The sequence below is a fragment of the Streptacidiphilus sp. MAP12-16 genome, from assembly GCF_041262165.1.
GTDB lineage: Bacteria > Actinomycetota > Actinomycetes > Streptomycetales > Streptomycetaceae > Streptacidiphilus.
Map to the genome: position 1 here is coordinate 21882 of NZ_JBGCBY010000026.1, position 25763 is coordinate 47644.

At 71.7% G+C, this 25763-nt stretch carries 23 protein-coding genes; 9 read left to right on the forward strand and 14 right to left on the reverse strand.

The window, feature by feature from the left end; genetic code table 11:
- Positions 1-6: 6 nt before the first annotated feature.
- Complete coding sequence (locus ABIA33_RS28560) at positions 7-519, forward strand: MarR family winged helix-turn-helix transcriptional regulator (protein WP_370085533.1); 513 nt, start codon at positions 7-9, stop codon at positions 517-519.
- A 108-nt stretch (positions 520-627) separates the two neighbouring features.
- Here ABIA33_RS28560 and meaB read toward each other — a convergent pair whose 3' ends face one another.
- Positions 628-1581 carry a methylmalonyl Co-A mutase-associated GTPase MeaB gene (meaB, locus tag ABIA33_RS28565; RefSeq protein ID WP_370085534.1) on the reverse strand — a complete coding sequence of 318 codons (954 nt, stop codon included), beginning with the start codon at positions 1579-1581 and terminating at the stop codon, positions 628-630.
- An 83-nt stretch (positions 1582-1664) separates the two neighbouring features.
- Positions 1665-2858 (reverse strand): acetyl-CoA C-acetyltransferase, encoded by a 1194-nt coding sequence (locus tag ABIA33_RS28570; RefSeq protein ID WP_370085535.1) that lies wholly within the window; start codon positions 2856-2858, stop codon positions 1665-1667.
- A 364-nt stretch (positions 2859-3222) separates the two neighbouring features.
- Here ABIA33_RS28570 and mce point away from each other — a divergent pair, with 364 nt between their 5' ends.
- The 3 genes from mce to ABIA33_RS28585 all read left to right on the forward strand — a co-directional run bounded on the left by mce (position 3223) and on the right by ABIA33_RS28585 (position 9068).
- Positions 3223-3678: a methylmalonyl-CoA epimerase gene (gene mce / locus ABIA33_RS28575; protein WP_370085536.1), complete on the forward strand. Its 456-nt coding sequence runs from the start codon at positions 3223-3225 to the stop codon at positions 3676-3678.
- Between the two features lie 227 nt (positions 3679-3905).
- Positions 3906-8021, forward strand: a complete 4116-nt coding sequence (locus ABIA33_RS28580) for a hypothetical protein (protein ID WP_370085537.1) — start codon at positions 3906-3908, stop codon at positions 8019-8021.
- Between the two features lie 111 nt (positions 8022-8132).
- The gene (locus ABIA33_RS28585) at positions 8133-9068 is read left to right on the forward strand and encodes a cellulose-binding protein (protein ID WP_370085538.1); all 936 of its coding nucleotides are present in this window, start codon (positions 8133-8135) and stop codon (positions 9066-9068) included.
- A gap of 141 nt (positions 9069-9209) precedes the next feature.
- On the opposite strand, the gene ABIA33_RS28590 is transcribed toward ABIA33_RS28585, so the two are convergent.
- Positions 9210-10007: an alpha/beta fold hydrolase gene (locus ABIA33_RS28590; protein ID WP_370085539.1), complete on the reverse strand. Its 798-nt coding sequence runs from the start codon at positions 10005-10007 to the stop codon at positions 9210-9212.
- 97 nt (positions 10008-10104) lie between these two features.
- On the opposite strand from ABIA33_RS28590, the gene ABIA33_RS28595 reads away from it, so the two are divergent.
- The gene (locus ABIA33_RS28595; RefSeq protein ID WP_370085540.1) at positions 10105-11097 is read left to right on the forward strand and encodes an ABC transporter ATP-binding protein; all 993 of its coding nucleotides are present in this window, start codon (positions 10105-10107) and stop codon (positions 11095-11097) included.
- A 1-nt stretch (position 11098) separates the two neighbouring features.
- The gene (locus tag ABIA33_RS28600; protein ID WP_370085541.1) at positions 11099-11866 is read left to right on the forward strand and encodes an ABC transporter permease; all 768 of its coding nucleotides are present in this window, start codon (positions 11099-11101) and stop codon (positions 11864-11866) included.
- A 53-nt stretch (positions 11867-11919) separates the two neighbouring features.
- On the opposite strand, the gene ABIA33_RS28605 is transcribed toward ABIA33_RS28600, so the two are convergent.
- Complete coding sequence (locus ABIA33_RS28605; RefSeq protein ID WP_370085542.1) at positions 11920-12252, reverse strand: ATP/GTP-binding protein; 333 nt, start codon at positions 12250-12252, stop codon at positions 11920-11922.
- 348 nt (positions 12253-12600) lie between these two features.
- Here ABIA33_RS28605 and ABIA33_RS28610 point away from each other — a divergent pair, with 348 nt between their 5' ends.
- Positions 12601-13701, forward strand: coding sequence for an LLM class flavin-dependent oxidoreductase (locus ABIA33_RS28610; RefSeq protein ID WP_370085617.1), 1101 nt, complete (start codon positions 12601-12603; stop codon positions 13699-13701).
- A 109-nt stretch (positions 13702-13810) separates the two neighbouring features.
- Here ABIA33_RS28610 and ABIA33_RS28615 read toward each other — a convergent pair whose 3' ends face one another.
- Positions 13811-14203, reverse strand: coding sequence for an SCO5389 family protein (locus tag ABIA33_RS28615; RefSeq protein ID WP_030257202.1), 393 nt, complete (start codon positions 14201-14203; stop codon positions 13811-13813).
- Between the two features lie 495 nt (positions 14204-14698).
- Here ABIA33_RS28615 and nucS point away from each other — a divergent pair, with 495 nt between their 5' ends.
- Positions 14699-15358, forward strand: a complete 660-nt coding sequence (gene nucS / locus ABIA33_RS28620) for an endonuclease NucS (protein ID WP_370085543.1) — start codon at positions 14699-14701, stop codon at positions 15356-15358.
- A gap of 12 nt (positions 15359-15370) precedes the next feature.
- Here nucS and ABIA33_RS28625 read toward each other — a convergent pair whose 3' ends face one another.
- From ABIA33_RS28625 to ABIA33_RS28635, 3 genes are all read right to left on the reverse strand, one after another.
- Entirely contained in the window at positions 15371-17989 is a 2619-nt protein-coding gene (locus tag ABIA33_RS28625; RefSeq protein WP_370085544.1) for an ATP-binding protein, read from the reverse strand.
- Positions 17990-18191: 202 nt separating this feature from the next.
- On the reverse strand, positions 18192-18527 hold the full coding sequence (locus ABIA33_RS28630) for an STAS domain-containing protein (RefSeq protein ID WP_370085545.1): 336 nt from the start codon (positions 18525-18527) through the stop codon (positions 18192-18194).
- A 224-nt stretch (positions 18528-18751) separates the two neighbouring features.
- Positions 18752-19615 carry a 3-hydroxyacyl-CoA dehydrogenase family protein gene (locus tag ABIA33_RS28635; protein WP_370085546.1) on the reverse strand — a complete coding sequence of 288 codons (864 nt, stop codon included), beginning with the start codon at positions 19613-19615 and terminating at the stop codon, positions 18752-18754.
- Between the two features lie 180 nt (positions 19616-19795).
- Between ABIA33_RS28635 and ABIA33_RS28640 the strand changes: the two genes are divergently transcribed.
- Complete coding sequence (locus tag ABIA33_RS28640; protein ID WP_370085547.1) at positions 19796-20122, forward strand: hypothetical protein; 327 nt, start codon at positions 19796-19798, stop codon at positions 20120-20122.
- 58 nt (positions 20123-20180) lie between these two features.
- Here the strand turns inward: ABIA33_RS28640 and murA are convergent, their stop codons facing one another.
- The 6 genes from murA to ABIA33_RS28670 form a co-directional block, all read right to left on the reverse strand.
- On the reverse strand, positions 20181-21482 hold the full coding sequence (gene murA, locus ABIA33_RS28645; RefSeq protein ID WP_370085548.1) for a UDP-N-acetylglucosamine 1-carboxyvinyltransferase: 1302 nt from the start codon (positions 21480-21482) through the stop codon (positions 20181-20183).
- 75 nt (positions 21483-21557) lie between these two features.
- On the reverse strand, positions 21558-22130 hold the full coding sequence (locus ABIA33_RS28650; RefSeq protein ID WP_370085549.1) for a cob(I)yrinic acid a,c-diamide adenosyltransferase: 573 nt from the start codon (positions 22128-22130) through the stop codon (positions 21558-21560).
- Positions 22131-22145: 15 nt separating this feature from the next.
- A complete protein-coding gene (locus ABIA33_RS28655) occupies positions 22146-22667 on the reverse strand; it encodes a DUF2550 domain-containing protein (protein WP_370085550.1) in 522 nt (173 codons plus the stop codon).
- Between the two features lie 199 nt (positions 22668-22866).
- On the reverse strand, positions 22867-23238 hold the full coding sequence (locus tag ABIA33_RS28660) for a F0F1 ATP synthase subunit epsilon (RefSeq protein WP_370085551.1): 372 nt from the start codon (positions 23236-23238) through the stop codon (positions 22867-22869).
- Between the two features lie 164 nt (positions 23239-23402).
- Positions 23403-24848, reverse strand: a complete 1446-nt coding sequence (gene atpD / locus ABIA33_RS28665) for a F0F1 ATP synthase subunit beta (RefSeq protein WP_370085552.1) — start codon at positions 24846-24848, stop codon at positions 23403-23405.
- Between the two features lie 2 nt (positions 24849-24850).
- Positions 24851-25762 carry a F0F1 ATP synthase subunit gamma gene (locus ABIA33_RS28670; RefSeq protein WP_370085553.1) on the reverse strand — a complete coding sequence of 304 codons (912 nt, stop codon included), beginning with the start codon at positions 25760-25762 and terminating at the stop codon, positions 24851-24853.
- Position 25763 lies beyond the last annotated feature (1 nt).

Here is a 25763-nt window from a genome sequence, read left to right on the forward strand (position 1 = left end):
GTTCGCATGGACACCAGCCCCGCCGTCGCAGAGCTCGCCGAGGACACCACCGACGAGGACGCCCTCTGGCTCACCGCGGAGGAGCAGCGGCTGTGGCGTGCCCACCTCGAGGTCAGCCGGCTGTTGATGTACCAGCTCGAACGCGAGCTGCAGCCGTTCGGCCTGGCGACCAACGACTACACCATCCTGGTCGAGCTCTCCGAGGCCCCCGAGCACCGGATGCGGATGACCGACCTGGCCACGGCGACGCTCCAGTCCAAGAGCCGCCTCTCGCACCAGATCACCCGGATGGAGACGGCCGGCCTGGTCACCCGGGAGGGGTGTCCGGGCGACCGGCGCGGGCTGTACGCGGTGCTGACCGAGCAGGGCTGGACGACGATGCGGGAGGTCGCGCCGCATCATGTCCGCGGCGTGCGGGAGCACTTCGTCGACCGTCTCGACGGCGAGCAGGTCGCGGCGATGTACGCGGCGCTGGCTCCGATCGCCGAACACCTCCGCGGCCTGCGCGGCCGCGGGTAGCCCCTCGGGGCGAGCAACAACAGCGGGGGCGCGGGGAACTGCGCTGCCAACCATGCACCTACGTAGGTGGCTGGTCGCGCAGTTCCCCGCGCCCCTGGTGTGCTCCTGCTAGGTGGTGGTCACGCCGGCGACGAGCTCGTCCGCCGCGGTGTACGGGTCGAGCTCGCCCAGGGCGACCCGCTTGGCCAGGGCTTCGAGATGCTGGTCGCCGTGCAGGTCGGCGAAGCGCTGCCGGAGCGTGGTGACCGCGATGGTCTCCACCTCCTGGGCGGCCCTGCGCTGCCGACGGATCGTCAACTCGCCGTGCTCATCCATCCAGGCGCGGTGCTTCTCCAGCGACTCGACGAGTTCGTCGATCCCCTCCCCCCGCGCCGCGACGGTCTTCACGATCGGCGGACGCCAGTCGCCCGGCCCGCGCGACTCGCCGAGACCCAGCATGTGGTTGAGCTCGCGGGCAGTGGCGTCCGCGCCGTCCCGGTCGGCCTTGTTGACCACATAGACGTCACCGATCTCCAGGATGCCCGCCTTGGCGGCCTGGATCCCGTCGCCCATTCCCGGCGCCATCAGCACGACCGTGGTGTCGGCCTGCGCCGCGATCTCCACCTCGGACTGGCCCACGCCCACGGTCTCCACCAGCACCACGTCGCAGCCGGCCGCGTCCAGCACCCGGATCGCCTGCGGAGCGGCCCAGGCCAGACCGCCGAGGTGGCCGCGGGTGGCCATGGAGCGGATGTAGACCTCGGGGTCGGTCGCGTGCTCCTGCATCCGCACCCGGTCCCCCAGCAGCGCACCGCCGGAGAACGGCGAGGACGGGTCGACGGCCAGGACGCCGACCCGCTTCCCCAACCGCCGATAGGCGCCCACCAGCGCGGACGTGGTCGTCGACTTGCCGACACCGGGCGAGCCGGTCAGCCCGACGGTGTAGGCGTTGCCGGCCAGCGGAGCCAGCGCGGCCATCACCTCCCGCAGTTCCGGGGAGGCCCCCTCGACCAGGGAGATCAACCGCGCGACGGCACGAGGGCGCCCCTCTCGCGCCTGCTCGACCAGCGTGCCCACGTCCATCGCAGCAATCTCCCATGTCTACGCCAACCAGCGCGCGCCGGAGCGCGCCCGCACCGCCGGACCGGCCCCGGGGGCCGGTGTTGTCAGCTCACGCGCACGATCAGCGCGTCGCCCTGCCCGCCGCCGCCGCAGAGCGCCGCCGCGCCGACGCCGCCGCCGCGCCGCTTCAGCTCCAGGGCCAGTGTGAGGACGACGCGTGCCCCGGACATCCCGATCGGGTGACCCAGCGCGATCGCGCCGCCGTTGACGTTCACCTTGTCGAGGGAAATGCCCAGGTCCCGCACGGACTGCACGGCCACGGCCGCGAACGCCTCGTTGATCTCGACCAGGTCGAGGTCGTCGACGGTCAGACCGTCCTTCGCCAGCGCGGCGAGGATCGCGTTGGACGGCTGGGACTGCAGCGAGTTGTCCGGACCGGCGACGTTGCCGTGCGCGCCGATCTCCGCGATCCACTCCAGGCCGAGCTCCTCGGCCCTCGCCCTGCTCATCACCACGACGGCTGCCGCACCATCGCTGATCTGCGAGGACGTGCCCGCGGTGATCGTGCCGTCGCGCTTGAAGGCGGGGCGCAGCTTGGCCAGGGACTCGACCGTGGTCTCCGGGCGGATGCCCTCGTCCGAGGAGAACAGCAGCGGCTCGCCCTTCCGCTGCGGGATCTCCACCGGGACGATCTCGGCGTCGAAGACGCCGTTCTTCTGCGCGGCGGCGGCGAGCTGGTGCGAGCGCGCCGCGATGACGTCCTGCTCCTCGCGGCCGATGCCGAGGCGGGCGTTGTGGGTCTCGGTGGACTCGCCCATGGGGATGCCCTCGAAGGCGTCGGTCAGGCCGTCGTAGGCCATCGCGTCGAGGAGCTCCACCGCGCCGTACTTGTAGCCCTCGCGGGACTTGGGCAGCAGGTGCGGGGCGTTGGTCATGGACTCCTGGCCGCCGGCGACGACGATGTCGAACTCGCCGGCGCGGATCAGCTGGTCGGCGAGGGCGATGGCGTCCAGTCCGGACAGGCAGACCTTGTTGATGGTCAGCGCGGGGACGTTCATCGGGATGCCGGCCTTGACTGCGGCCTGGCGGGCGGGGATCTGGCCGGCGCCGGCCTGCAGCACCTGGCCCATGATCACGTACTGGACCTGGTCGCCGGTGACGCCCGCGCGCTCCAGCGCGGCCTTGATCGCGACGCCGCCGAGGTCGGCGCCGGAGAAGCCCTTGAGGGAGCCGAGGAGGCGTCCCATGGGAGTGCGCGCGCCTGCGACGATCACGGACGTGGTTGCCGTGTTGCTCATGGTGTCGAGCCCCTTTGCTGCGACGGGCCTGGTCGCGGCGCTGCCACGGTCACTGCGGTCCAGGGAAGGTTTGGGAGCGTGCCGCCGGATTCCCGCCGGGATGGGCCCGCGGCGTCTGGTGCGTGTGATCGCAGGGCGCCGGAGCGCCCTCGTAGCGGAGCTACTTGGGCGTTGCGGCAACGCAGCGAGCGCGCGTGCCAGGCGTCGCAGGCCCGGCGGGAGCCCGGCGGCACGCTCCCCAATGTACTGACGCGTAACGGTGTCCGTCACCCGCGCCTTGGTGTGATCACGGGCACGGTGTGGTTGGGTTTCGCAGGCGGCCAGGATTGCGGTGGACTGGGGTACTCAGCCTGAGGAGGCAATCGTGCTCACCCGTATCGACCACATCGGTATCGCCTGTTTCGATCTCGACAAGACCGTGGAGTTCTACCGGGCCACCTACGGCTTCGAGGTGTTCCACAGCGAGGTCAACGAGGAGCAGGGCGTCCGCGAGGCCATGCTGAAGATCAACGAGACCGATGACGGCGGCGCCTCGTACCTGCAGCTGCTCGAACCCACCCGGGAGGACTCCGCGGTGGGCAAGTGGCTGGCGAAGAACGGCGAGGGCGTGCACCACATCGCCTTCGGCACGGCGGATGTGGACGGCGACGCGGCGGACATCCGTGGCAAGGGCGTACGGGTGCTCTACGACGAGCCGCGGATCGGTTCGATGGGGTCGCGGATCACCTTTCTGCACCCCAAGGACTGCGGCGGAGTGCTGACCGAGTTGGTGACATCCGCGCACACTTCCGCGCACTCTTCCGAGCAGACTCACGAGTAACCAGAGAAAGCCTCCCCACCCCCCTGCGCATCAGCCCCGTGACGTGAGAAAATGCGCCGGTGCCCCGGTACCGTGCGTTTTCGGGTGGGCTGAGGGAAGGCCACGGCGAACGGGTTCTCCAGGATCTGTCACCATTCTCCCTAGGGCACGACGACGAAGGAGCTCACCCGGACGGCCGAACAGGTCTCCGGGTGGCGACGCGACCAGGAGACGGATGGGACCGCGGAGTGCGGGGCTACGACGGCTACGAGGTTGACGATCACCTCTCCAAGTTCGAGGCCGAGATGGATCGGCTACGAACGGAGCGGGAGAAGGCCGTCACACATGCCGAGGACCTCGCCTACCAGGTGGAGGTCCTCCGGGCGAAGCTGCACGAATCACGCCGGCAGCTCGCTCAGCCGCGCGCGTTCGACTCCGTCTCCGGTCAGGCCGAGCAGATCCTCCGCAGTGCCGAGATGCAGGCGGAGCAGCTGCGGGCGGACGCCGAGCGGATGCGCCTGGAGGCGCAGACCGCCACCCAGCGCCTCATGCAGGAGGCCGCGGAGCGCAGCGCCCGGTTGCAGGCCGAGTGGCAGGCCGAGTCCGAGAACCGCCGCCGGCAGCTCGAGGCCGAGCTCGCCGAGCTGCGCCGGAACGCCGAACGCCACGTCAACGAGAACGTCTCCTGGGCGGAACAGACCCGGGTGGGAACGGAGGAGCAGGCCCGGCGGGTCCTGGACGAGTCCAGGGCCGAGGCGGACCGGCTGCTCGCGGCCGCCAGGGCCGAGGCGATGGCCGTGTCCGAGCAGGCGACCTCGCAGGTCGCGGCGGATGTCGAGTCGACCAGGGCCGAGGCCGACCAGGTGTTGCAGCGGGCCAGGGCCGAGGCCGAGCGGCTGCTGACCGCTGCTGCCGCCCAGGCCCACGACGCCACCGAGCGGGCCGAGCGGGTGAAGCTGTCCGCGCACAGCGAGGCCGGGGAGCAGCTGCAACAGGCGCAGGCGGAGATGGCCGCGCTGCGCCGGGTGGCCGCGGAGCAGAAGGCCGCCGCCGAGCTGGCACGGGCAGAGCGGGTCGCGGAGGCGGAGCGGTACCGCCGCGAGGCGGAGGAGCTCAGGGCTGCCGCCGAGGCTGCGGCCGAGCAGTTGCAGGCCGACGCGGAGGCCGCGGCGGAGCGGCGGCTCACCGAGGTCGAGACGTCCAGCGAGCAGCGCACGGCAACGGCGAAGACCGAGGTCGCGCGGATGGTGGCGACGGCCACCAGGGAGGCCGAGCAGCTCAGGGCCGAGGCGCAGAGCCTGCTCGAGGAGGCACAGGCCGAGGCCGAGCGACTGCGGGCGGAGGCCGAGGAGTCCGCCGAGTCGCTGCGCCGGGAGGCCGAGGAGTCCGGCCGTACCGAGGGCGCGGCCAGTGCCACCGTGCATCTGGCCAAGGCGGCCCGTACGGCGGAGGACGTGCTCAGCCGGGCCACCCGGGAGGCCGAGGAGACGCGGGCGGCGGCAGCCGAGGAGGCGGAGCGGATCCGCGCCGGAGCCAGGGCCGAGGTCGAGCGGCTGCGCGCGGAGAGCCGCGCCGCGGCCGAGCAGGCGCAGGGCACCGCCCTGGACGAGATCCAGGGGCACCAGGACGAGGCGGCCCGGTTGCGGGCCGAGGCGGAGGCGCAGCGCGCCGAGGCGGCGGCCGAGGCGGAGCGGGTCCGCGGCGAGGCCCGGCGCCAGGCCATAACCCAGATCGAGGAGGCCGCCCGCACGGCCGAGGAGCTGCTGGTCCGGGCGAAGGCCGACGCGGACGAGCTTCGCGGCGGCGCGGCGGTCGAGCTGACGAAGCTGCGCGAGCGGGCGAACGAGCAGGCCACGGAGGTGCAGGGCCGGGCCGAGGCAGTGCTGACCCGGGCGCGCACCGAGGCCGAGCGGCTGCGGGTGGCGGCGGAGCAGGCTCGGGACGAGGCCGCTGCGGCGGCCGACGCCGAGCGTGCCGAGATCATCGAGGCCGCCGAGCGCTCGGCGGCGGAGCGCGCGGAGGAGGCGGCTGCGGCCGCTGCCGCGCTGCAGGAGCAGGCCAGGGCCGATGCGGACCGGCGGCGGGCGGAGGGCGCGCAGGAGCGCGACCAGGTGCTGCAGGCCGCCGAGCAGCTGGCGCGGGAACGCGTGGAGGAGGCGACCGCCGCTGCCGCCGTCCTGCAGGAGCAGGCCCGCGAGGAGCGGGCCCGGGCGACGGAGGACGCGCAGCGCCTCGCCGAGGAGTCCCGGCAGGCGTACACGGACGCCAGGGAGGAACTGGAGCGCCGTCGGGTCCAGGCCGAGACGGACGAGGCCGCCGCGGCCGAGGCTCTCGCTGCCGCCGAAGCGTTCGCCGCGGAGCTGCGCGAGCAGCTCGCGGAGGAGGCGGAGCGAACCCGTGCGGAACTCCGTACCGAGGTCACAGCGCTGCGTGCCGAGTCGGCCGGGGCGATCGACGCGGAGTACGCCGAGGCGCAGCGCTATCGCGGCGATGCGGCGGAGGCCCTGACGGCCGCTCAGGCCGAGGCGGACCGGCTGCGCGAGGAGGCCGCGCAGGCCCAGGGGGCGGCGCAGGCACAGGCCGAGAGCGTCCTCGCCGAGGCGTCGGCCCAGGCCGAGGTGCTGCGGGAGCAGGCCGCCGACACGGTGGCGTCCGTCGCCGGTCTCCGGGCGGAGGCCGAGCGCGAGCGAGCAGAGCTGCTGTCGTCCGCCCAGGCGGAGGGCGAGAGTGTCCGCGCGGCTGCCGAGGCCGAGGCCGAGCGGCTGCGCACGGAGGCCGCGCAGGTGCTGGCCGGAGCCGAGCAGGAGGCCGGCCAGGTACGGGAGTTGGCCACCCGCGAGGCGGCCAGGCAGCGGGCCGAGGCCGAGCAGGCGGCGGCCGCCGCGGTGGCCGCCGCCGAGGACGAGTCGGCGCAGGTACGGCAGTCCGTCGCCGGGATGTACGAGGCCGCCGAGAACCAGACCACCCAGCTGCGCGCCACGACCGAGCGGGAGGCCGCCGCGATGCGCGAGAGCGCAGTCGCGGATGCCGCACAAGCCCGCGAGGAGGCCGCGGCGGAGACCGCGGCGCTGCGGGCGCAGGCCGAGGCCGATGCCGCCGCCCTGCGCGAGAGCGTCGCCCATGAGGCTGCCCAGGTACGGGAGCTGTCGTCGGCCGAGGCGGCGCGCATGCGCGCCGAGGCCGAGGCCGAGCTCGCGCGGGCCCAGGACGAGGCCGCGCGGCTGCGCGCCGAAGCCGAGGCGGTGCGGGTGGCCGGGGGCGAGGAGGCGGCACGCGTGCTCGCCGAGGCCCAGGCGCTCGCCGAGTCGGTCATCGGCGATGCGGAGACCGCCGCGCTGGCCACCACCGCCGCCGCCGAGGAGCAGGCCGACGCCATGGTGTCCGCCGCCCGCAAGGAGGCGGAGCGCCTGGCCGCCGAGGGCGCGGCCGAGGGCGCGGCGCTGGTCGAGCAGGCCCGTTCGGACGCCGACGTGATGCTGGTGGAGGCCCGCAGGGACGCCACCGCCATACGCGAGCGGGCCGAGGAGCTGCGGGAGCGAACCGACGTCGAGACCTTGGCGCTGCACGAGCGGGCCCGCAAGGAGTCCGCCGAGGCCATGAAGTCCGCCGGGGAGCGCGTCGACAAGCTGGTGACCGCCGCGACCGAGCAGGTCGAGGAGGCGCAGCGGGAGGCCGCGCAGGCCCTTGCGGACGCCCAGGAGCGCGCGGCGGCGATGGTTGCCGCCGCGGAGGAGAAGGCAGGGGAGCTGGTCGCCGCCGCCGAGCGGGAGGCTGCGGAGACGCAGTCCGATGCTTCGACGGAGGCGAGCAAGGTCCGCCTCGCCGCCGTCCGCAAGGCGGAGGCCCTGCTGAAGGAGGCCGAGCAGAAGCTGAGCGGTTCCACCGCCAAGGCGGAGGCCCGCGAGGCGGAGGCCGAGGAGCACCTGTCCACGGCCAGGGCCGAGGCGGAGCAGCTTCGCGCCGCTTCCGCCGACGCCGCGGAACGGATCCGCAAGGAAGCCGTCCAGGCTGCGGAGGACGAGTTGACGCGGGCCCGCGAGGAGGCCGAGCAGCTCACCGACGAGGCGCTGGCGGATGCACAGCGGATCACCGACGAAGGTCGTCAGCAACTCGACGAGCTCGTCAACCGCCGGAAGGACATCAACACCGAGATCGCCCGGGTACAGGACGTACTGCAGGCCCTGGAGTCCTTCGAGGCTCCGTCAGGGTCAGCGCCGGGCAAAGGCAACGGGGGCAACGGCACCAACGGCGGTGCCAACGGGGGAAGCAGGACCGGCAGCGGACGGGGCGGCGCCACAGCAGGCGTCGGCGCGGGCGCAACCCGTTCGGGGGGCAAACGTGGTGACGCCACACCACCCGATTGAGCGGACATTCTCCACTCGTCATCGGCTTTCGGCCGATGACACTCCGAATCCGTGCCAGGATTCGCCTAATCACCTCACACCTCACCGGGCATACGACAGGAACTCCACCCCATGAGCGATCCACACTCTCCGCACGGCTTCGACACCGTACGCCGCGGGTACGAGCGTGCTCAGGTCGACGAGCGCATCAGCAAGCTGGTCGCGGACCGGGACAGCGCCCTCGCCCGTATCACCGCGCTTGAGAAGCGTATCGAGGAGCTGCACCTCGAAACCCAGAACGCGCAGGCCCAGGTAACCGATTCGGAGCCCTCGTACGCGGGCCTCGGCGCGCGCGTCGAGAAGATCCTGCGCCTGGCCGAGGAGGAGGCGAAGGACCTGCGCGAGGAGGCCCGTCGCGCCGCCGAGCAGCACCGCGAGCTCGCCGAGGCCGCCGCGCAGCAGGTCCGCAGCGAGGCCGAGTCCTACGCCAAGGACCGCAAGGCCAAGGCCGAGGACGAGGGCCAGCGCATCGTCGACAAGGCGAAGACCGACTCCACCCAGCTCCGCGCCGAGGCCACCAAGGACGCGCAGAACAAGCGCGAGGAGGCCGACGCCCTCTTCGAGGAGACCCGCGCCAAGGCCGCGCAGGCCGCTGCGGACTTCGAGACCAACCTGGCGAAGCGCCGCGAGCAGTCCGAGCGCGACCTGGCCGCCCGTCAGGCCAAGGCGGAGAAGCGCCTCGCGGAGATCGAGCACCGCGCGGAGCAGCTTCGTCTGGAGGCGGAGAAGCTGCGCACGGACGCCGAGCGTCGCGCCCGCCAGACGGTGGAGACCGCTCAGCGCCAGTCCGAGGACATCGTCGCGGACGCGAACGCCAAGGCCGACCGGATTCGCAGCGAGTCCGAGCGGGAGCTGGCGGCCCTGACGAACCGTCGGGACAGCATCAACGCCCAGCTGACCAACGTCCGCGAGATGCTCGCCACCCTCACCGGTGCGGCCGTCGCCGCGGCGTCCATGCCGGAGGACGACGCGCTGACGCGTGGCGTTCCGGCACAGCAGTCGCGCTGACCCGCGCCTTCGCGCACGCACCACTGGGCCCCGGCCGCCGTCACGGCGGTCGGGGCCCAGGGCTTTTCCGGGCCGACCGGCCCTAGGAGGGTGCTGAAGGTCTAGGCCGGTGCAAGCCCGGCCTGGACCTTCAGCACCCTCTCAGGCCGTCACCCGCGCCAGCAGCCCGCGCAGCGCCCAGTTGAACGCGTTCGGCGACTCCAGCGCCGAGAGGTGGCCCACCCCCGGCAGCACGGTGAGATCGGCGTCGGGCAGCACCTCGGCCATCGCCTGGGCGTCGGAGACGGGGGTGATGGCGTCCTCCTCGCCGACCAGCACCAGCGCGGGGACGTTCAGCCCGGCGAGGACGTCCATCGAGTCAGGACGTCGGGCCATGGCCCGCTGCGCCCAGGCGACCGCCTGCGGGGAGGCCGACTCGATCATCCCGCGCAGCCGTTCGACCAATCGGGGCCGCTCGGTGCTGGAGGTGACCCCGAGCAGCGGGATCGGCACCTGCTCGTCCACCAGCAGCCGCACGCTGTCGCGGGCCAGCACCGCCGCCGCGATCCGCTCGCGGTTGGCCCGTGCCGCTGGGGTGTCGGCGGTCGCCTTGGTGTCGGCGAGCATCAGTCCGGCCAGGCAGTGCGGATGACGCCGCGCCAGCGCCATGGCGACGTACCCGCCCATGGAGAGGCCGACCACGACGGCCTGCTCGACGCCGGCGCGCTCCAGCAGCAGCGCCACGTCGTCGGCGAGCAGGTCCAGCGACGGCTCGTCGGTGCCCAGATCAGTACCGCCGAAGCCGCGCAGGTCCACCGCGAGGACGCGGGCCTCGCTGCCGTCCGAGCCCGGGAGCTCGTCCAGCTGGTTCTGCCACATCCGGGCGGACAGCGGAAAGGCGTGCAGCAGCACCAGCGGGGTGCCGGACCCGGCCTCGCGTACGGAGATTCGATCGGTCATGGCAGCAGGGTATGCGCCACGCGGGCTCATCCGCCGGGCGAATGCGTCCCCTTTGTCCTAGTCTGACGCACAGTGACCACACGCAGAGGGAGCGGCGATGATCGAGGTCCACGAGCTGACGAAGCGGTACGGCGAGACTCTCGCCGTTGACCGGCTCAGCTTCCAGGTACCTCAGGGTGCGGTCACCGGCTTCCTCGGTCCCAACGGCGCCGGCAAGTCCACCACCATGCGGATGATGCTCGACCTGGACCGCCCCACCTCCGGTTCGGTGACCATCGACGGCAGGCACTACAGCCAGCTCACCGAACCGCTGAAGTACATCGGCGCGCTGCTGGAGGCCGCGGCCGTCCATCCGGGGCGCAGCGCCTACAACCACCTGCTGTGGCTGGCCCAGAGCAACCGCATCCCCACCCGCCGGGTGGACGAGATGCTGGCCCTGGTCGGGCTGAGCGAGGTGGCCAGACGCAGGGCGGGCGGCTTCTCGCTGGGCATGGGGCAGCGCCTCGGCATCGCGGCGGCGCTGCTGGGCGACCCCCAGATCATGATGTTCGACGAGCCGGTCAACGGCCTCGACCCCGAGGGCATCCTCTGGGTCCGCAACCTGATGAAGTCGCTCGCCGCGGAGGGCCGCACGGTCTTCGTCTCCTCGCACCTGATGAGCGAGATGGCGCTGACCGCGGACCACCTGGTGGTGATCGGGCGGGGCAGGCTGCTGGCCAACCTCTCGATGAACGACTTCATCGACCAGAACTCGCACAGCTTCGTCCGCGTCCGGACTCCGGAGCCGGAGGCCCTGCTCGACGCCCTCGCCGCCGCCGGGGTCGCCTCCACAGCGGTGCCCGGGGGCGGGTTCGAGGTGATGGACGGCGATTCGGCGCACATCGGCGACCTCGCCAGGGAGCACGGCATCGCGCTGCACGAGCTCAGTCCGCAGCGGGCCTCGCTGGAGGAGGCGTTCATGCGGATGACGGCGGACTCGGTGGAGTACCGGACCGGTGGCGGCGACCTCCAGCAGCCGACCGCCGAGCCCGCCGCGGTTCCAGCCTGGGGCGCGGCCTGGAAGGCCGGCAAGCGACGACGGGAGAACTGAGATGGCGAGCCCCGGAGCGGTCCTGCTCTCCGAATGGACCAAGGTCAGGACGGTGCGGTCCACCGTCATCACCCTGCTGGTCGCCTTCGTGGTGACGGTAGGGCTCGGTGCGGTGATCTGCCTGGTCACCAACAACCAGTTCAAGAGCATGTCGGAGAGCGAGAAGCTGACCTTCGACGCCACCTCCACCAGCTTCTCCGGCGTCTACCTGGGCCAGCTGGCGCTGATCGTCTTCGCCGTCCTGGTGGTCGGCAACGAGTACAGCAGCGGAATGATCCGGGTGACCCTGGCCGCAGTGCCGCAGCGCACCATGCTGCTGCTGTGCAAGGCCGCCGTCGTGGTCGGACTGGTGCTGCCGGTGGCCCTGGTGACCAGCTTCACCACATTCTTCCTGGGCCAGGCCCTGCTGGGCAGCCACCGGACCACGCTGGGCGCGGACCATGTGCTGCGCGCGGTCCTCGGCATGGCCGTCTACATGACCTTCATCGCGCTGCTCTCGCTGGGCGTCGGCTTCATGCTGCGCAAACCGGTGCTGTCGCTGGGGCTGCTGATGCCCTTCTTCTTCCTGATCTCGCCGATCCTGTCCAACGTGCCCAAGGTCAAGAACGTCGCCCGGTACTTCCCGGACGTCGCGGGATCGCAGATGGTGCACGTGGTGACCAACTCGTCGATTCCTTACGGGCCGCTGGCCGGGTTCATGATCTGCCTGGCCTGGGTCCTCGCGACTCTTGCCGGCGGCTACGTCCTGCTGAAGCGCCGCGACGCCTGACCGCCCGCCCGCCCGCTGCCTGCCGGGCTCAGCAGCCGGGTTCGCAGCAGGGCTCAGTAGCGGGGCGCGTTGCGGCCGCGCTGGATGACCGAACTACGGCGCTCCCTGGCGTTCCAGCAGGCGCGGTGCCAGTGGCGGCGGTCGTCCACTCCGCCGACGGCCCCGATTCCGGACCCGGGCCAGGCGACGACATGTCCGACGCCGGGCGGGATCTCCTGGTCACAGCCCGGGCAGCGGTAGAACTTGCCGGTGTCACCGGCGACAGTGCGGACCGTCCACTCCTCGCCCCGATAGCTCTCGGTCTGCTCCAGACCCCAGCCTCCACCACCACCCGAACGCGGGTTCTCGGGTTCACTCCCTCGGGGGCGACTGCGGCGCGGCGACACGGTACTCCCTTGGCGGGCGGGGATGCTGGACTACTCCAGGGTACGAGGAGTCGGCCGCCGTCCGGCTCACCCGTTCACGATCAAAGCGTGTCGAAATCTCCTAGCACAAGATCGCTATTTGGTCGAGAGGGCGACCCCAATTCCACCCGTTATCGGGCCCATGGGACCGAATCGGCGTGCCAGGGGCACATGACATGAGTTACTCCAGAGGGAGATGCGGGACCGAAGTTCCCCGCGGGACCGAGGAGTTGATTCCCCATGTCAGCCAGAAGCACAGGCACCGTCACCGCTGTCAGGGTACCCAAGCAGAGGCCCGCGCCCGGCGCCGCTGCCGGCGCTCCGCCGCCGATCCGCACCGGAGCCTTCCTGATCGCCGCGCAGTTCCCAGGACAGGGCCATGCGGAGGCGCTGGACCGGGCCGTGTCCGCCGCCGTCGCCGCCGAGCAGGCGGGCCTCGACAGCGTCTGGCTGGCCGAGCACCACTTCGTCCCCTACGGCGTCTGCCCCTCCGCGGCGACGCTGGCCGCGCTGCTGCTGGGCCGTACCCGGCGGATCCGGATCGGCACCGCGGTCAGCGTGCTGCCGACGCAGCACCCGGTGGCGCTGGGCGAGCAGGCCGCGTTGCTGCACCTCACCTCGGGCGGCCGGTTCACGCTCGGCGTGGGCAGGGGCGGCCCCTGGGTTGACCTGGACGTCTTCGGCACGGGCGTGGACGCCTTCGAGAGCGGCTTCCCGGAATCGCTCGACCTGCTGCTGCGCTGGCTCCGCTCCTCGCGGGTCGGCGCGTCCGGGCCCCGGTACTCCTTCCCCGAGGTCGCCGTGGTCCCACGAGCGACCGAACAGCCGCTGCTCCACCCCTTCCCCGGCGGGAGCAAGGGGCCCGAGTACGCGGGCGGTGGCCTCGCACCCCGCGCCGCCGCCGGCGGGCCGCCGGTCATGGTCGCCTGCACCTCCATGGGCACCGTCCGACTGGCTGCCGAGAAGGGCGTGCCGATGCTGCTGGGCATGCACTCGAACGACGAGGACAAGGCGGCCATGGTCGCCGCCTACCGCGTCGCGGCCCGCGAGGCCGGCCGGACTCCGGACCAGATCGCCCGGATCGAGGCGGAACACATGACCGCGGGCGTCGTCCAGATCGAGGACTCCGGCGCCGAGGCCCGCAGGGTGCTGCTGAAGTCGATGCCGGGATGGCTCAGCTACGGCCTGTCGGCGCACCGCACCGTGGACGGTCGGGAGCGGCGGATGCGCGACCCGCAGGAGTACACCGAGCTGTTGTGCGACCTGCACGCCGTCGGGACGCCGCAGTTGTGCGCCGACCGGATCAGTGCGACGGCCGAGCGGACCGGGGTGCGCCGGTTCGCGCTGCTGGTGGAGGGCTCCGGCGACCGGGAGTTGACGCTGCGCAACGTGGAGCGGCTCGGCGCTGAGGTGCTCCCGCTGCTGGTCTGAACGTACGGGCGGTGCCTGGCCGGCCGCACCGTCCCGCCGACGTAGAGGGGTGGCGTCGGCGGGTTCGGGTGACTTCAAGTGCGGCACCGGGGGGTTACTGCCGGGAAGTTCAGCAGTCCCTGAGTTCCTCGGACTGGTTGAGCAGTTGGGCACGTACCGAGGTGAACAAGGCGTACCGGGCCTCCGACCCCGGCCCGGGCGGGAACACGGCGACCCGGTGGCAGTTCTGGAACGCCAGGCGGACACCGAAGTGCCGCTCCAGCGAACCCCGGATCGCATCACTCGCCAACGCACGGAGCAACTGGCCACGGGCCTGCTCCGACGGCGGCGGGACCTGGTTGTCGGCGAACTCGCTGCCGTCGACCTTCTGCTGGGCGACCAAGGAGCTGATCAGGGCCCAGGCGTAGGGCAGGGAGTTGCGGACGCAGTCGACGAATTCCCTCTCGTCGACCTCGCCTCGCTCGGCCTTCTCGAGCAGGGCCGGTGAGACGTCGAGCGACATGGGTTCTCCTCTCGCGAACCTCGCAGAGCCGGGCGGCCCCCGAGGTGGTGCTGCGGCGCGAAGGTGCTGCGGACCAATGGCACGGCCGACTAGGTCGGCCTGATTCACACGCGTGCCTGACCTGTACAGCTTCCGAGAACTGGAAGACGTTCAGAACAGCGTGCCAGGGAACGTACGCGCAGGGGGCGGAACACCACACTCCGCCCCAAGTCGACCCAGAGGGGGCCGATCATGACGAGGTCGACCGGACATCTCATCCGATCCTCCTCTCCGCAACACCCCGTGACTCACCGTAAAGCACCGTGCCCAGAGGCACCAGATTGCCGCGTACGGATCAAGCCACTCCTGTTGCAACCGGTGCACGTCGCGGCGCGCGCTTCAGGCTCGCGGCCCATCGTCTCTCCACAACGCGCCCGCGCACGCGGTCGGTTTCGGCTCGGCCGGATCTCTCGCCGAATCGCTCCGAATGGCCTCGGTGGGCTAGCGTGGTCGGCCGTGCGTCTCGTAATTGCCCGTTGCTCAGTCGACTACGCAGGCCGGCTCACCGCCCACCTGCCGTCCGCCCCGCGGCTCATCCTGGTCAAGTCCGACGGAAGCGTCGCGATCCACTCCGATGACCGCGCCTACAAGCCTCTCAACTGGATGTCCCCGCCCTGCACCCTCAAGGAGGGCGACGGGAAGTGGACCGTGGAGAACAAGGCCGGAGAGAAGCTGATCATCACGCTGGAGGAGGTCATGCTCGACTCCTCGCACGAGCTGGGGGTCGACCCCGGACTGATCAAGGATGGCGTGGAAGCGCACCTTCAGGAACTGCTCGCGGACCGGATGGAGGTCCTCGGCGCGGGCTGGACGCTGATCCGGCGGGAGTATCCGACCGCCATCGGTCCGGTCGACATCCTCTGCCGCGACGACTCCGGGGCGACCGTCGCCGTGGAGATCAAGCGCCGCGGCGAGATAGACGGCGTCGAGCAACTCACCCGCTACCTGGAACTGCTCAACCGCGATCCGCTACTGGCTCCGGTGAAGGGCATCTTCGCGGCACAGCAGATCAAGCCGCAGGCCCGGGTCCTCGCCGCCGACCGCGGCATCGGCTGTGTCGTCCTCGACTACGACGGACTGCGCGGCATCGAGGACGACAAGCTCAAGCTGTTCTGATCGGGCGCATCATCAGCCGGAGACCGAGGGGGGCGGCGCCACCGGCGCCGACCCCGCTGGGGCACCCGTCGGCGTGGAGGTGCTAGGGCTCGGTGACGCGCTGGGTGAGGACGACGCACTGGCTGACGGCGAAGGCGACGTGTGGGTCGGCGACGGTGAGGGGCTCGGCTTCGTCGTCGGACTCTGCGGAGGCGTGCTCGGGCTGAGAGTCGGGCTGGGGGTGTCCGAGGGGCTGGAGCTCGGCGAGGTGTTCGGGCTGCTCGACGAGCTCGGCGGCACCGAACTGCTCGAACTCGCGGTGGCCTTGGGCGTCCCGCTGGAGGCAGACGCCGCCGGCAGCGCACCGCCGGTGTCCGTAGGGGACGGCGCTGCCGGATCCGTGCTGGTCACCACCTGCGGCACGGTCACCCCGGTGCCTGCCCCCACCTTTGTGAAGGCCCCCACAGCGACCGCGACGCCCGCACCGAGGGCGCCCATCAGCACCACACTCGCGACCGCCAGCATCACCTGACGCCGCGTCACCCTGCCGTCGTCCGTGCTCTGCCGGGCGAACGGCAGAATCCGCCGGAACCCCGGCATCCCGGGCGTCGCCCGAACGCCGATCACGACCGTGCCCCCGGCGACCGTCGTGCCCGCCCGGTCCAGGCGCTCCAGCGCCTGCCGACCCGTGGCGGTGCCCCGCGCGTCACCGAGCGCCCCGCGCAGCGCCACCGACGCCTCCAGCTCCGCGCGGGAGCGGTCGTACGCGCCCACACAGAGGGCCAGGACGCCCAGTTCGTGGTGGAACCAGGCTTCCTCGGCCACCGCTGCCGTCGCCCGCGCGGACTCCAGGCCGAAGCGCAGCGCCCGCTCCCACGCCCCCCAGCGCAGCGCCAGCGCGAAGGCCGGCGCCGAAGCGCGAGCGAGCAGGACGACCTGCTGGTGCCGGCCGGCCTCGCGGTCGGCGTGCATGGTGGCGAGCAGCACCTCGGCCTCGTCGGCGATCTGCTGCTCCGTCACCGAGGCGTGGCCGGTCCACCAGGCGAAGTGCTGGGCCGCCGCGCGTGCGGCCTCCTCGTCGGGCCACTCCTCGGCGAGCAGCGCCGCCACTCCTTCGACCAGCCGGTGGTGCGTACCGGCCGCGGTCGCGAGCCCGGCCTCGACCAGTTCGTCGAGCGCTGCCTCGCCGTGGCCGACGTCGATCAGCGCGGGCAGGTGCGGTGCGCTGGGGCACTCCCCGCCGAGAGCGGTGGCGAGGCGCAGGGTGCGGCGTGCGGACACGCTGAGGCCGCGGGCGATGCGCACGGCAGGGGCGGCACTCTCCGCGACCGAGGGCAGCGGAACCGGGTCGGGCAGCGGAACGTCGTCCTTGCCGTGCTGGCTCAGGTACGCCTCGAAACCCCCGGGGGTCGGCCTGGCCGCTTCCCCGTCGCCACGACCCGCCGGGCCGGGCCCGTCGGACCCGTTGGACGGCCGTACGGGCACCACGGCCGGGTCCACCGGCGCACCCGACGTCCGCTGCGGGCTGAGCAGGTCCACACTGGTCTCGGCGGTGGCCGGACCGAGCCACTCGGGCCCCGGCAGTCCGGCAGCCATCGCCTCGATGGCGGCTTCGCGGTGCCGCAGCAGCGCGGCGGCCTGGACGAAGCGCAGCGGCAGGCCCTCGGACTCGAACCAGAGGTCCACGGCCCAGGCGCGCTCGGTCTCGTCGAGGGTGCGCCCGGCGAGCCGGGCCAGCAGGGCGAGCGAGGACTGCCGGGACAGACCCGGCAGCCGCGACTCCTCGAGCCGGGAGCCCGTGAGCGGGGTGGCGACCTCGGGGGTCGACGAGAGCAGGAAGGAGCACTCCGGGGCTGCCGCGAGCAGGTCCTCCAGGGCCTCACCGCTGAACTCGACGTCGTCGACAACCACGATGGCGCAGAGGTCACGCAGCAGGTCCGGCATCAGGGCCCGTCCCGGCCGGTGACCGGGCGCGTGGTGGGTCGCCGCGAAGAGGTCCTGGAGCAGGTCGCCGGACGTCCGGGAGTAGCCGCTGAGCTGGACCACCCCGGCCGGGGCGAGGCCGGAGCAGGCGCCGGCGACGGCGTCCAGGATCGCGCTGCGTCCCGAGCCGGCGGGGCCGACCAGGCGGACCGAGCGGCCCTGGAGCAGCAGGGCGCGGAGGCGCTCGCAGAGCGCGTCACGCTCCAGCAGGCCGCTGGCGGACCGGGGGCGCACGAGGGGATCGGCGGGGGCCTGGACCGGCTGCGGACGCAGTCCTGGCGGGCAGTCGACGACGGTGCTGCCGTCGGGTGCGTTGACGGTGAGCCACAGCTCACCGGTGACGACGACGCCGGTGCGGGCGCTCCCGTCGGCGACGGTCTCGGCGGCCGCGTCCACAGCGGGCGCGGTGGTCCGGACCAGTTCGGCGGAGGCGGCGTCACGCTGCCGGACGGGGAGGTGCGGCGAGGTCTCCGCGGCCGCGTGCTGAACCGGCGTCTGGTCAGCAGGCGCCTGGCCAGCGGGTATCCGGCCGGCGGCGGTCTGGCCTACGGGTGCCGGGCCGACGGGTATCTGGTCCGCGGGTATCCGCGCCAGGGTCGGCGAGTCGGTGTCGTGCGGGGGCCGGCTCTCCGAGCCGCTGCCGCCGCCCACCGTGTGTGGGTTCATCATCCTCTTTCGCCCCAGGAAACGCGCTCCGCAACAGAGCTCTCAGCGCAGTGCCGGGACATTCTCCCGTCCCAGGGCAGCTTTCCGACACCAGCCCCCGGACCTTCGCACACTCTTCACCCACCAGTCCCGTCCGGGTAGATCCAGACCGGACACCGTTACGGGAAAGTCACCTTACGACCTGGGGGCCCGACTCATCCGCTGCTCAGCCGGCGGGGACCGCGGCCTCGGCGGCCGCCTCGGGCACGTATCCCTCGATGGCGAGGATACGGTGCAGCTTGGTCGCGACCAGCAGCCGCTGCAGTTGCGCGGGTACGCCGCGCAGCACCAGGCGACGCCCGCCGCGTCCGGCCCGGCGGTGGGTCCCCATGATCACGCCGAGCCCGGTGGCGTCCCAGGAGTCCAGCCGGGAGAGGTCGAGCACCAGATCGCCGTGCCCGTAGTCGACGGCCTGGTGCAGGACGGAGCGCGCGTCGGCGGCGGAGCGCACATCAAGGCGTCCCTCGATGGCCAGGTGGGCTTGGTCACCCCTGATCCGCATGTGCGCTCCTCCGCGACGACGACAACCGGCAGCAACCCGGGACCCGGTAATAGCTGTTGAACTGATGCTTCTCTCATCTGACGCGGAACCAGGTGTCAGGGTTGCTGGCCACGGCGAAACCTGATGCGAATTCACTCCTACGAGTGAGAACTTCTCGTCCCGATTCGCAACTGTGGACGATTATCGTCCACCTCACGCACCGCACCAGCCCCAGGTGAGCAAGCTCACGACGACCCGTCAGGGTACGTGTAGAAACCCTGGCCGCTCTTTCGGCCGAGATCCCCCGCGGTGACCATGCGCGCCATGATCTCCGGCGGCGCGAACTTCTCGTCCTGCGTCTCGGTGTAGATGTTCCTGGTCGCGTGCAGCAGGATGTCCACGCCGGTCAGGTCCGCGGTGGCGAGCGGCCCCATGGCGTGGCCAAAGCCCAGCCGGCAGGCCGTGTCGATGTCCTCGGCCGAGGCGACGCCGGACTCGTAGAGCTTCACGGCCTCGACGACCAGCGCCGAGATCAGCCGCGTTGTGACGAACCCGGCCACGTCGCGGTTCACCACCACGCAGGTCTTGCCCACGCCCTCGGCGAACTCCCGCGCGGCGGCCAGGGTGGCGTCGCTGGTCTTGTAGCCGCGCACCAACTCGCAGAGCTGCATCATCGGAACGGGCGAGAAGAAGTGCGCCCCGACCACCGACTCCGGACGGCCCGTGACGGCCGCGATGTGGGTGATCGGGATCGCCGAGGTGTTGGTGGCGAGCACCGCGCCGTCCTTGGCGATCCGGTCCAGCGCGCGGAACAACTCCTGCTTGATCTCCAACTGCTCGAACACCGCCTCCACGACCAGGTCGGCGCTGCCCGCCGCGTCCAGGTCCGTGGTGGGCGTGATCCGCGCCAGCGCTGCCTCGGCATCCTCGGCGGTGAGCCTGCCCTTGGCGACGAAACGCTCGTACGAGGCCCTGATCCCCGCGAGCCCCCGCTCCAGCGCCGCGTCCGTCACATCGCGCAGCACGACCTCGTACCCAGCCTGGGCGGAGACCTGCGCGATGCCGGAGCCCATGAGCCCGGCCCCGATGACGGCGATCTGCTTGGCCACGGTGGTGTCCTCTCGTCGTTGAGTCGTTCAAGGCCGACCGGTACGTCAGGGGTCTCCCACACGGCGCCGGTGCCTGAGAGCAGAATCTAACGCCCACGCCGGCGCGCCAGCGACGGGGGCTCGTCTTCCCGTGGCGAAGCTCACCCTCGATACTGGGAGGAGATGAGCGGAGGCGGCACGATGAGCAGACTTGATCCACTCCTCGAACTCGTCCTCCCCTTCGCCGTCGTGGGCGTGCTGGTGCTGCTGCTGCGCTGGACCTGGAGCCCTCGCCGCGGACGCTCGTTCGCCTCGCGCACGCCCCGGCGGGGCGCCCCCGGCGACTACGGACTGCTCATCCCGATCGCCGCGCCCGCCGACCCGGCCGAGACCCTGCTCCTGATCGCCCGCCTGGACGCGGCGGGCATCCGCAGCACGCTGGTGGACACCACCCAGGGTCCCCGGCTGATGGTCTGGCCCGAGGAGGCGGGCAAAGCCCGCCGGGTCGTCGGCACCCCGCCCGGCTGAGCACCCCGGCCGGCTGAGCACCCCGGCCGGCCGCGCACCCCGCCCGGTTCGGCCCTGCCTAGCCGACGGGCACCGGCCCGGGGACGGGCTCCCTGGTGACCTCCGCGCCCAGCTCGGTCAGCTGCTCGACGAGGCCCGCGTAGCCGCGGTCGATGTGGTGTATCTCGGAGACCAGGGTCACACCCTCGGCGACCAGGCCGGCCAGCACCAGACCGGCGCCCGCCCGCACATCGGTGGCCTCCACCGGCGCGCCGGACAGCCGGGGAACGCCGCGCAGCACCGCGTGGTGACCGTCCGTGCGAATCTGTCCGCCCAGCCTGGCGAGCTCCTGCAGGAACACGAAGCGTGCCTCGAAGATGTTCTCGGTGATCATCGAGACACCCTCGGCGACCGCGTTGAGCGCGGCGAACTGCGGTTGCAGGTCCGTGGCGAAGCCGGGGAACGGCAGTGTCACCACGTCGACGGCACGCGGACGACGGTCCATCACCACCCGGAAGCCGTCGGGAACCGCGCTGATGTCGGCCCCGCTCGCGGACAGCTTGTCCAGGGCGATCCGCAGGTGCTCGGTACGGGCGTGCTCGACGATGACGTCGCCCTGGGTCATCACCGCCGCGACCGCGAAGGTCCCGGCGACGATGCGGTCCGGGACGGTCTCGTAGGTCACCGGCGAGAGGCGGGACACGCCCTGCACCTCGATGGTGGAGCTGCCCGCACCGCCGATCTTCGCGCCCATCGCCTGCAACATCAGGCACAGGTCGACGATCTCGGGCTCCCGCGCGGCGTTGTCGATGACCGTGGCGCCCTCGGCCAGGACCGCCGCCATGAGGACGTTCTCGGTGGCACCCACGCTGGGGAAGTCGAGCTCGACCGTCGCCCCGGTCAGGCCGCCGGGCGCGGAGGCGACCAGGAACCCGTGCTCGTTGGTGATCACTGCACCGAGCCGGGTCAGGCCGTCGATGTGCATGTCCAGGCCGCGCGAACCGATGGCGTCCCCACCCGGCCGGGCCACCCGCACCCGGCCGCAACGCGCCAGCAGCGGGCCGAGCACGGCGATCGAGGCGCGCATCCGCCGCACCAGGTCGTAGTCGGCCTCGTGGCCCGGCTCGACCGGCACGTCGATGACCGCCGTACCGCTGTGGTGTCCGGGCTGCCGCGACCACTCCAGGGTCACCGTGCAGCCCATCCGCCGCAGCAGGTCGGCCATGATCTCCACGTCGAGGATCCGCGGCAGGTTGCCGAGCCGGGTCTCGCCCGGCGCCAGCAGCGATGCAGCCATCAGCTTCAGCGCGCTGTTCTTCGCTCCTGGTACCCGCACCCGCCCCGCGAGCCTCGCGCCACCCACCACCCGCAACCGTTCCATCCCGGCATCGTACGGGGCCCGCGATCGGGTCCGGCCGCGTCCCCCACGCGTGGACGGGCGAGTACTGGGCGGCTTCTAGCGGTTCTCGCCCGGGACCCAGAGCACGTCGCCGACCGCCTTGTTGGCCGTGCGGGCCAGGATGAACAGCAGGTCGGAGAGCCGGTTGAGGTAGGTCGCGGTCAGCGGGTTGACGCTGTCGCCGTGCGCCTCGATCGCCGCCCAGGTGCTGCGCTCCGCGCGACGCACGACCGTGCACGCGACGTGCAGGTAGGCCGCGCCCGGGGTGCCGCCGGGGAGGATGAAGCTGCGCAGCTTCTCCAGGTCCTCCAGGAAGCGGTCGCAGTCCTGCTCCAGCCGGTCCACGTAGGTCTGCAGCACCCGCAGCGGGGGGTACTTCGGGTCCTCGACCACCGGCGTCGCCAGGTCCGCGCCCACGTCGAAGAGGTCGTTCTGAATCCGCGTCAGGACGGCCTTCACGTCCTCGTCCAGGCCCCCGCAGGCGATGGCCACGCCGATCGCGGCATTGGCCTCGTTGCTGTCCGCGTAGGCGGCGAGCCTGGGGTCCGTCTTGCGGGTGCGGCTCATGTCGCCGAGCGCGGTGGTCCCGTCGTCGCCGGTGCGGGTGTAGATACGCGTGAGGTTGACCATAATGCGAGCGTAGCGTCAGGCGACGTTCACGCGCTGGCCGGGCGGGGCGGCCTCGAGCCAGGCGAGGAAGCCGGTCAGGGCGTCCTCGCTCATCGCCAGCTCCACCGGCTCACCGGCGTGGAGGCAGGTGAGCACGACCGCGCCGGAGAGCAGGGCCAGCTCCTCCTGCCCCTGCGGCGTGCGGCGGTGCAGCACCTCGATCCGGGAGCGCTGCAGCACCCGGCGGGCCCGGGGGGCGTAGCTGAACACCCGGAACCACTCGACGGAGTCGTGGTTGTAGCGGGCGATGCCGAAGACCCATCCCTTGCCGCCGTTGTCGGTCACGGCCGGGCCGGGGGCGGAGCCGGAGGGCAGCGGCGCGTCGACGTCCGGGACGGCGTCGGGTGCGGGAAGCAGCAGGTCGGGCATCCGCAACCGGGCCGAACAGTCGAAGGTGCCGCCGGGACGCTGGATAAGACGCCGGCGCAGTGCGAACGCGCCGAGGCCGAGCAGGGCGGCCAGCAGTACCGCGATGACGACCACCACCACGAGGACCATGCCCTGCCACCTCCTCGCCTGTCGCCTGTCGGCGGATGCTGTCCTGTCAACTGCCGTTCCGCCCCGGGGGTAACTCTCGTATTCCCGTGCGGTCCGGCCGGGTACTTCCGGTGGTGCGGTACTGCGGATACAGCGGTCCCGGGGTCACTCGCGTGCCCCGGGACCGGTGGTACAGGTCAAGCAGATACAGCGAGTGCGCCTAACGGCCGGTCGCCGCCTGCAGCCGGACCTCGGCGCGGCGCGCCGCGCCGGCCTCGGCGTCGGCCTTGGCCGACGACAGGGCTCGCTCCGCCCGCTCGACGTCGATCTCGTCGGCGAGTTCGGCGACCTCGGCCAGTACCGACAGCTTGTTGTCCGCGAAGGACAGGAAGCCGCCGTGCACCGCCGCGACCACCGTGGTGCCGTCCGCCTGGCGGATGGTCACCGGGTCGGACTCCAGCACACCCAGCACGGGCGTGTGCCCCGGCTGGATGCCGATGTCACCGGACTTGGTACGGGCAAGGACGATCGTGGCCTCGCCCGACCAGACCTTGCGGTCGGCCGCGACCAGCTCGACGTGCAGCTCAGCCACCGTGGGCTCCTAGGTCTTGATGCCCGTGCCGTGAAGCCCGGGTTACGGAAAGAATATCGGTCCACCGCCTTCACCCCTAACCGGGGTGGCGGAAGTGGGTGGAGTGTGACGAGGGGCGGTCCCGTACGGGGCCGCCCCTCAGCACCAGGCCCAGCCAGGAAGGGTTACTTCTTGGCGAGCTCGGCGGCGTTGCGCTCCAGGTCCTCGATGCCACCGCACATGAAGAACGCCTGCTCCGGAGTGGAGTCGTACTTGCCGTCGGCAATGGCGTTGAACGCGTGGATGGTCTCGTCGAGCGGGACGGTCGAGCCCTCGACACCGGTGAACTGCTTCGCCACGTAGGTGTTCTGCGAGAGGAAGCGCTCGATGCGGCGGGCGCGGTAGACGGTGATCTTGTCTTCCTCGCTCAGCTCGTCGATACCGAGGATCGCGATGATGTCCTGGAGGTCCTTGTACTTCTGCAGGATCCCCTTGATACGGACGGCCGTGTCGTAGTGGTCCTGCGCGATGTAGCGCGGGTCCAGGATGCGGGACGTCGAGTCCAGCGGGTCCACGGCCGGGTAGATGCCCTTCTCCGAGATCGGCCGCGAGAGCACGGTCGTCGCATCGAGGTGGGCGAAGGTGGTGGCCGGGGCCGGGTCGGTCAGGTCGTCCGCGGGGACGTAGATCGCCTGCATCGAGGTGATCGAGTGACCGCGGGTCGAGGTGATGCGCTCCTGCAGGAGGCCCATCTCGTCGGCCAGGTTCGGCTGGTAACCCACCGCGGAGGGCATGCGGCCGAGCAGGGTCGACACCTCGGAACCGGCCTGGGTGAACCGGAAGATGTTGTCGATGAACAGGAGCACGTCCTGGCCCTGCACGTCACGGAAGTACTCGGCCATGGTCAGGGCCGAGAGCGCGACGCGAAGACGGGTGCCCGGCGGCTCGTCCATCTGACCGAAGACCAGGGCGGTCTTGTCCAGAACGCCCGAGTCCTTCATCTCCTCGATGAGGTCGTTGCCCTCGCGGGTACGCTCACCGACACCGGCGAAGACCGACACACCACCGAAGTTCTCGGCGACGCGGTAGATCATCTCCTGGATGAGGACGGTCTTGCCGACACCGGCACCACCGAACAGGCCGATCTTGCCACCCTGGACGTACGGGGTGAGCAGGTCGATGACCTTGATGCCGGTCTCGAACATCTCGGTCTTCGACTCGAGCTGGTCGAAGCGGGGCGCGGTGCGGTGGATCGGCCAGCGGGTCTCGACCTGCGCGTCGAACTCCGCACGGTCGACGTTCAGGACCTCGCCAAGGGTGTTGAACACCTTGCCCTTGGTGATGTCGCCGACCGGGACCGTGATCGCCGAGCCGGTGTTGACCACACCGGTACCGCGGGGCAGGCCGTCGGTGGGCTGCATCGAGATGGCGCGGACCAGGCCGTCACCGAGGTGCTGGGCGACCTCGAGGGTCAGCACCTTGCGACCGGTGCCGTCCGGTGCGTCGATCTCGACCTTGAGCGCGTTGAACATCTCCGGCATTGCGTCGACGGGGAACTCCACGTCGACGACCGGCCCGATGACCCGCGCGACGCGGCCCGTGGCCGTCGGCGTCTCAACAGTGGCAGTCATTGTCAGTCTCTCCCCGCGTTCGCGTCGGCCAGGGCGGTGGCGCCACCGACGATCTCGCTGATTTCCTGGGTGATCTCGGCCTGTCGGGCCGAGTTGGCACGTCGCGAAAGCGACTTGATGAGGTCGCCCGCGTTGTCGGTCGCGCTCTTCATCGCACGACGCCGGGCGGCGTGCTCCGAAGCGGCCGACTGCAGCAGGGCGTTGTAGATCCTGCTCTCCACGTACCGCGGCAGCAGGGCGTCGAGGACGCCTTCGGCCGACGGCTCGAAGTCGTACAGCGGGAAGGGGCCGTGCTCCTGCGCCGCCGCCTGCGTCTCCTCCAGCTTGAGCGGGAGCAGACGCACCTCCACCGGGTTCTGGGTGAGCATCGAGACGAACTCGGTCGAGACCAGGTGCAGCTCGTCCACGCCACCCTCAGCCGTGTCCGCAACGAACGCGTCGATCAACGCGGCCGAGACAGCCTTGGCGTCCTGGTAGGTCGGCTTGTCCGAGAAGCCGGTCCACGAACCGGCCACCGGCCGCTCGCGGAAGGCGAAGTAACCCACGCCCTTGCGACCGACGATGTACGTCTCGACCTGCTTGCCCTCGGCCCGCAGACGCTCCGACAGCTGCTCCGACGCCTTGATGGCGTTGGAGGAGTAGCCGCCGGCCAGACCGCGGTCGGCCGTGACCACCAGCACCGCCGCACGGACCGCGTCAACCGGCTCCTGCGTCAGCGGGTGCTTGGCGTTCGACCTCGTCGCGACCGCGGTCACCGCACGGGTGAGCTCGATCGCGTACGGGGAGGAGGCGGCCACCGCGCGCTGCGCCTTCATGATGCGCGACGCGGAGATCATCTCCATCGCCTTGGTGATCTTCTTCGTCGCGGTGACAGAGCGGATCCGGCGCTTGTAGACCCGAAGCTGTGCTCCCATG